The 6,300-nt window shown below is 56.3% G+C and carries 11 protein-coding genes; 2 read left to right on the forward strand and 9 right to left on the reverse strand.

Annotated features, from left to right (window positions below; translation table 11 throughout):
• Window positions 1–37: 37 nt before the first annotated feature.
• Window positions 38–397: a DUF7522 family protein gene (locus EGH23_RS27500; protein WP_483867120.1), complete on the reverse strand. Its 360-nt coding sequence runs from the start codon at window positions 395–397 to the stop codon at window positions 38–40.
• Between the two features lie 138 nt (window positions 398–535).
• Window positions 536–778 carry a HalOD1 output domain-containing protein gene (locus EGH23_RS18180; RefSeq protein WP_220581400.1) on the reverse strand — a complete coding sequence of 81 codons (243 nt, stop codon included), beginning with the start codon at window positions 776–778 and terminating at the stop codon, window positions 536–538.
• 252 nt (window positions 779–1,030) lie between these two features.
• On the opposite strand from EGH23_RS18180, the gene EGH23_RS18185 reads away from it, so the two are divergent.
• Window positions 1,031–1,324, forward strand: a complete 294-nt coding sequence (locus tag EGH23_RS18185; RefSeq protein WP_220581401.1) for a hypothetical protein — start codon at window positions 1,031–1,033, stop codon at window positions 1,322–1,324.
• A gap of 65 nt (window positions 1,325–1,389) precedes the next feature.
• Window positions 1,390–1,587 carry a hypothetical protein gene (locus EGH23_RS18190; protein WP_220581402.1) on the forward strand — a complete coding sequence of 66 codons (198 nt, stop codon included), beginning with the start codon at window positions 1,390–1,392 and terminating at the stop codon, window positions 1,585–1,587.
• 696 nt (window positions 1,588–2,283) lie between these two features.
• Here the strand turns inward: EGH23_RS18190 and EGH23_RS26900 are convergent.
• The 7 genes from EGH23_RS26900 to EGH23_RS26490 all read right to left on the reverse strand — a co-directional run bounded on the left by EGH23_RS26900 (window position 2,284) and on the right by EGH23_RS26490 (window position 5,876).
• A complete protein-coding gene (locus EGH23_RS26900) occupies window positions 2,284–2,418 on the reverse strand; it encodes a hypothetical protein (RefSeq protein WP_268899477.1) in 135 nt (44 codons plus the stop codon).
• 189 nt (window positions 2,419–2,607) lie between these two features.
• The gene (locus EGH23_RS18195) at window positions 2,608–3,012 is read right to left on the reverse strand and encodes a TRAM domain-containing protein (protein WP_220581403.1); all 405 of its coding nucleotides are present in this window, start codon (window positions 3,010–3,012) and stop codon (window positions 2,608–2,610) included.
• Window positions 3,013–3,056: 44 nt separating this feature from the next.
• Window positions 3,057–4,055, reverse strand: coding sequence for a hypothetical protein (locus tag EGH23_RS18200; protein ID WP_220581404.1), 999 nt, complete (start codon window positions 4,053–4,055; stop codon window positions 3,057–3,059).
• 56 nt (window positions 4,056–4,111) lie between these two features.
• Complete coding sequence (locus tag EGH23_RS18205; protein ID WP_220581405.1) at window positions 4,112–4,936, reverse strand: hypothetical protein; 825 nt, start codon at window positions 4,934–4,936, stop codon at window positions 4,112–4,114.
• Window positions 4,937–5,002: 66 nt separating this feature from the next.
• On the reverse strand, window positions 5,003–5,245 hold the full coding sequence (locus EGH23_RS18210) for a DUF7389 domain-containing protein (protein ID WP_220581406.1): 243 nt from the start codon (window positions 5,243–5,245) through the stop codon (window positions 5,003–5,005).
• Between the two features lie 58 nt (window positions 5,246–5,303).
• On the reverse strand, window positions 5,304–5,561 hold the full coding sequence (locus EGH23_RS18215) for a winged helix-turn-helix transcriptional regulator (protein WP_220581407.1): 258 nt from the start codon (window positions 5,559–5,561) through the stop codon (window positions 5,304–5,306).
• A 120-nt stretch (window positions 5,562–5,681) separates the two neighbouring features.
• Window positions 5,682–5,876, reverse strand: coding sequence for a hypothetical protein (locus tag EGH23_RS26490; protein ID WP_236044927.1), 195 nt, complete (start codon window positions 5,874–5,876; stop codon window positions 5,682–5,684).
• Between the last annotated feature and the right edge of the window lie 424 nt (window positions 5,877–6,300).

The following is a 6,300-nucleotide window of genomic DNA, read 5'->3' on the forward strand; positions in this document are numbered from 1 at the left end:
CCTGAACGTATCACTGCTGCCGCAGGTTACATGGATTCTATCCGTGGATTCGGTTTGTGCATTCGCTGATGAACGTGTTGAGGTTCCGGGCAGCTTCCGGGTCAAGCGAAACAACCACTCCACGATCCGTCCCTGTCGGAAAATGTAGAATGATTGCCTCATCAAAACACCGGGCTGTCGCATGCATGTCTCCTAACGGGAACGCACGCTCCTCTTTGGGTGATGATTCAGGACGTAGCCGACGTAACATTCGATCGATTTGACTCGAGAGTCGGGCTTCTCTCACATCGTCGCGGAGATAGAGTATATCTGTGCTATCACCATCGTAGCGGACCGTCCCGCGGTGAAAGTCACCGGCCTTGCCTTCTAGGTATTCGTGGAGGCGATCAAGAGACATGATCTAAAGAGGAGCACAGAACAACAAGAATCTAGTTATTGAATTGGCAGTAGAATTCGAAATGAACTATATCGACCGTACTGACTTGAGCAGGTTTGCATCGCCGCGAGTCACCCACTCACAGTATCGACGCGCCTGCTACGGCATCTGCACAGGGTGGTCTACTGTCTCTCTCACCTCAATACTCCCGTCACCGAATACTGCCACACGATGGCCATAATATTCAAATTCAAGAGTTGATGTCTTACAAGTCTCCATCTCGACAAATCTCTGTAGTAATTTTGGGTCTATCGTCTCATACAATGGGGGGAGTCGCTGAGAATCAACAGTAATTCCCTCCTGATTGGCAACCTCCTCGATGATTGGATAGACGAGTTCCATTGCTGTCGCTATGCTTTGTCTCCAGAAAAGCGGACTGGCTAGGTTGATTAGCGCTAATCGACTAATCCGACAGTCTAGCCGCTGCTCTCTGCGAAAGACCTTTTTGAATTCGGTCAGTTGTTCGTCTAGTGCTACAGCTAGTGGAATAAGCGGACGATCGCCGCCGCCAAAGTCTTCGCTAGTAGCTGAGAACCACACAAAACCGCATGCTGTGACCGGATATACTTGTACCAGCGGGCAGTACCACCCACTATGACTGCCAACGAAACTTCGACCCACCACGACACACTCCCCGAACCAACAAATCTTCGCGACACACTCGAACGGGCTGGCATCGAACACCTCGACGTCGACGAGGAGCGAATAGTCGTCATCTATCAACAGGCGATTCTCATGGTCACCGCCACAGACGGCCAGGTAACAGCCACACAGGAGCTCGACATCGAACTCTGGGAAGCAGCGCCACGCTCGACAGCACCGGACCCCGAGGCAGTCCTGACTTCGTTCACCGACGAACTGGCAGCCGCGACTGGGACGCCACAATAACACTCAACCCCGACACAGCGAATACATCGCCGAATCCTTTTACCAGGGCTCTTCCATCCCAGTCTGTGCCCCCTCCCGCCACTACTGACGAGTCTACGCGGTGGCCCAACTGGCGCGAAGAAACGCATCCTCTAGACTATGAGGGCACAACGCGCATCATCTTCGGCGAACAGCTCAGCGGCACAGCGGACGTCCCACACCCCGAACCTGCAACCTTCGGCGATTTCGACCCGAATCCAGACGGTTCCAATCCCGACATCTGACCGTTCGAATACTACCATCCTAGCGCCACACATTCGGCCCGAATGGGCCCGCCGTCGACGACGAGCTATACCTCTCACTAACGTGGTAATTCGCTTGTTCTTCAGTCTGCTACTGCATGCGCTCAATGGGGGACAATGCTCTATTCTTACTGGTCTCACGATGGCGGCTGATTTCGTTGCAAACGCGCGTCTGAACCCATTCCGCAGTTGGATTCCACGGCGGAACGATGAATCGCCACTAGAATTATGCCGTGATTTTGATAGATACGGCCGATGCTACTGGCTCTGTCTAGTCACCGATGCCAGGACCAGTCTCTGAAACTAACCAACGTAACGATGTAACTCGCCCGTCCGTTGGTTAGCAAATGTGACCCTATCGCTAAACTTCGCTTGTTGCTTCGATCGTGGGTAGTACAGCACTCAGTAGGGAAACGAAGCCACATGTGGGTCCCCAGCACTTACCCGCGTAGGAAACCGAGACGGGTCACACTTCCCAGTATGTGTCCAGCAGAGTCTTCCACCCAGTCGGCCGACGTTCCGAGTCAGCCGCCAATTCAGTGTTCTGCGTGTGAGTCTGCGCTCCAGTCAAACGACACACCATCGTTCCTCCTCCTCGATCAGCTCACGGTGCCGCTGGTGGGCTGTGACGATCATCTCACTCAGTTCGCCGACATCTGCGAGTATACAACCACAGACTCAGCTGACCTCCTCGACCATCACCCCGCCGGTGGTATGAACTGCCCCAGCTGTCACCTCGCCGCCCACAATCCACGCCATCCCGTGGTTCCAGTTCAGGACGGCGCAGTTGCTGTACTTGCCTGTCAGGACCATCAGTCACAGATTGTTGACCGCTTCCAGAGTGGGCCCATCACGCACCAACAGCTCACAACCTCGCTTGACACGACTAAGAATTGATAGTGGCTGGTAGCGCGAGCAAGGCGGGTCTGGACATTGTTTTTCTCAAGCCGCTATGCTACCGCTACCACGACTGACGGGTTCAAAGACCACACTCTCGCGAGGTCACTCGTTGAGCGGGAGCCGCTCGGTCACCTCAGCAAAGGCCACATTCGATTGCACATCGTGAACTTCGATAGCCACACGCTCACCGAGTTCCGCATCGGGGACGATTACGACATACCCTCGTTCGACACGCGCCACCCCATCGCCCTGCTCGCCGATATCTTCAATTTCGACTCGTCGCGTTTCTCCTTCTTCGACTGGCGGTCCCTGTGCTCTTGTTGACTGTGAGCCAGCGCTCCGTTGTTGCGGGCTCGACTCGGTCGCGAATAGTGCGACCCGATACGTCTTACCGGCCTCCAAATCACCGGTTTGAACCTCGTTCTCGGGAACGTCAACCACGAACGACTCACCATCCTCTTCGATTTCAGCAGAGAACAAACACTGTAGCTGTGGCGGAATTTCCATGTATGCAGACACCCTCGTTTGCTGGGACGTCATCGGCCGCCTACTTATTCCCACGGATAGCGCTCATGGCGCTCGTAGTAGTCCATAATCTGCTGGTCAAATTCACGTTCGTGGGGCAACGGTTCACCAGCGTGGGCGTCTTCATACGAGACCCCCTCGGGCACCCACTCGCGAGGAGACTCCTGATCCCGCTCACTCGCAACGTCGTCGACGAACCGCGGTTGCCCACAGGCGTCACAGGTCCAAATCGACCGACCAGCTATCGGATACGAGCCAATCCCGTCTCTGCCAGCAGAGGAGTGTGGCGTCGGCTCCTGACAGGCGACACAGTCGAACTCCGATGCAGTATCCACAGACTCCCCGGCAGCATACCGCTGGACGATTCCGGGCACGAGCCAGTAGTCTTCGTCGTTCTCTTCGACTAACGTCTCCAGCGCGTCGAATTCGCTATACTCCTCTAACCCATCGCCATCCTCGACGAAAAGCACCGACTCGGGCTGTGCATCGTCCCACTCGGTTTTCTCGACAGCGGTCGACAGAATTGTCTGCCCCACGGCTGCATCAACCCGGACAGTATCTGGAAGTGCCGGCCATCCCATGGTCAGCTGTGGAGCTGGCTCAGTGTCGAAGGCTGCCCGACACTTCACGTCAGCACGCGTTTCGGCGTCGGTCGTCAGATCGTCACTCACTGCAAAGGCCGCAGCGCCGAGCGCTCGCGCATGGTACTTGCTGGTAGCCTCAACAACAGCGATGACAACGCGACCGAACGACCACTCTTCGGTCGTCTCGCCACCTTCAACCGTCGGTTCGGCAACATCGTTCTGAGCGCAAAACGGACACTGCGGCCGGCCGTCGGGCGTCTCTCGCCAGCAGGTCCTACAGGTCCCGGAATCATCCGCTATATCGTCTCCTGGATAGTTTCCAGAAAGCGCCTCTCGATTAGCACTCGCTGCTTCGGGATCCGAACTGGCAGTCCCACGGATATCAGCCGGATCGAACTCGGGATTCCGATCGGTCACACATATGGATGTTCTCGTCTTCATTGATAAACGCCAGCCCACTGCGGTGTCATAGAAAACACATCGATAGCGGAGTGTCGTTACTCTATCATAGCATCAGTTGATTCAACGTTAAAGGTCTGCAGATGTGACCACAGACGTGCGTAGGCTCCGTCACCTGCGTTGCTCACACAAGGCCGATTCCACCGGGCCTCGTGAGGATTCTCCCCACTGCCAGCCCACTTCTCTACTGTGAATTCTCTGGCCACAAGTTCTCCCTCAATCGTCCGGTACACTGCTGCAACCACCGGCGTCCCGTGATTCGTTGCTTGGTAGGCAACTTCGACCGACTCATGAGTGGCATCGAACCGAGACCAACCCGCACACGCATCCGGCGGATCCCGGGCAAAAGCTTCGATCTCCCGGCGTTCTTTCTCGGCTGCGACAGCATCCCGCCAGGCTTGCTCAATATCGTCGAACTGAGACTGTTCGATTGTCTCCAGTATATCTGCATCAATGCAGTCACTGGCCCACGCCAGCACGGTCTTGGCCTTCTTCACTCGCTCGTTGTGGTCTCCATTCAGGCAGCCGAAATTCCGCTCTCGGGGAGATAGTGCGAACGTCATCCGTCGCCAGTAGCCCGGATCGGCCGCTCGGTCTTCGCCACGGTCGGGCGCCCACTCGGCCATGGATTGTCGGATTTCCTCGTGGTGACCAAAGCCGGTACGCCGACCAGCAGCTGAGAGCACCCGTTCGGCGAGGTCGATCATCCGCTCGGTCTCGTCAGCGGGCACTTCCTCGGGACGGTCGACGTCAACGTAGAAGGGCAAGCCGTGTTCCGCGACGAGAACGCGGTCGATATCGGGACCAATGGGTGCTTCTTCGAGGAAGGTCGGTTCGACTCCATCAACAGATTCAGCGTGCATTTCGGGAAGGCCTCCATCTGCTGGAGGCCGCACAAAATCGACAAGCAAGAGAAAAAGAGCGAGTGGTTACGACTCGTCGGGCTGCGTCGGCTGGATCATCCGGATTCGGTCACCGTACTCCGCTTCGTACTCGGCGAGCAACTGTTCGAACTCCGCAAGGGCGTCCGTCGCAGTCTCGCCTTTCGCTTTGATCGTGATCTTGTCTTCGTCTCGGGTACCGGTGCCGCGTTTGAGTCGAGCCTCGACACTGGCCCCAATATCTGTTCGTTCGACTCGCTCAACGTCGTCTGAAGTGGTGTCGTCGGACATAGTTCATCTCGGGAGCGCGCGCTCTGGTACACCCCGCATCCATCGGGGGCGCAGAAAATCAGTCCTGTTTAATTTTGAGCGAGTAGACCTGTTGCCGAGCATCCATCGTCGAGATGCGAGCGGTGACGATGTCGTTCTCCTCGAGCATTCTCAGCGCAGATCGAACAGTCCGAACAGGGAGAAGCGTTGACTCCGAGAGTTGCGACTGTGTGAGTTTCCCCTCGTATTCGAGGGTCTTGGCAACCAGTTTTGCACTCGGTGGCAGCTCTTGCAGCTCAGCGGCATCCGAAACTGAACAAGAGCTTTCAGTAGGCATTGGTTCGCAGTAGGACCCTCTCTCAGCATAATATCCGACCGAGTGTGTACAGTACATACACAACCGACGTTAGTTCTGATTTGACCGACACGAGCTTCAGAGGAAACAACTGAAAGGCCGCTACTCGACATCGTATCGCTCCTCGACGAGCGACCGATAGTATTCGCGGTTATCCACATCAACGTCGTTACAGGCGTCGAGGGATTTCGCAATCACACTCGCAAACGCTGACTCAGGAGTCCACCCCTCATCCTGTCGAGTGGCATCCCACTCACGAACAGCGGCCTGCTGACCGTCACGCGTGACGTACAGCACACGCAGTGCTGGCCGTTCTCTATTCGGTCCGGCGACAGGCGCGTTGGTTTGCCGACTGACTGTCCATTCCAAGAGAAGGCCACCCCGACACTGAATCGCGTACAGGGGCTGTTCGTCCTCGTCGACCGATTCTTCCTGACCCTTTCGCGCCCAGGACTCAGGCAGCGGCCGATTGTCAGTCTCGTCTTTCCAGCGCCATTCAAGTGTCGTGCCTGATCGCTGTGTGCTCCCCATGGTTGATCTCTCTCACTTGCTGGGAGAGTGCACAAAATCTCGGGAGTAGGCCTCTACCGCAACTTTCTTAGATCATGAGGAATGAGTACAATCCACGTCGGACTCACCATGAAAACAGCCGAGTCCCCTACCCCGAACAGCGACCCCGCCAGCATTGAGACCCACGTCGCGGCCCAACCCGACGGCACTC

The sequence above is a fragment of the Haloarcula nitratireducens genome (assembly GCF_019599505.1).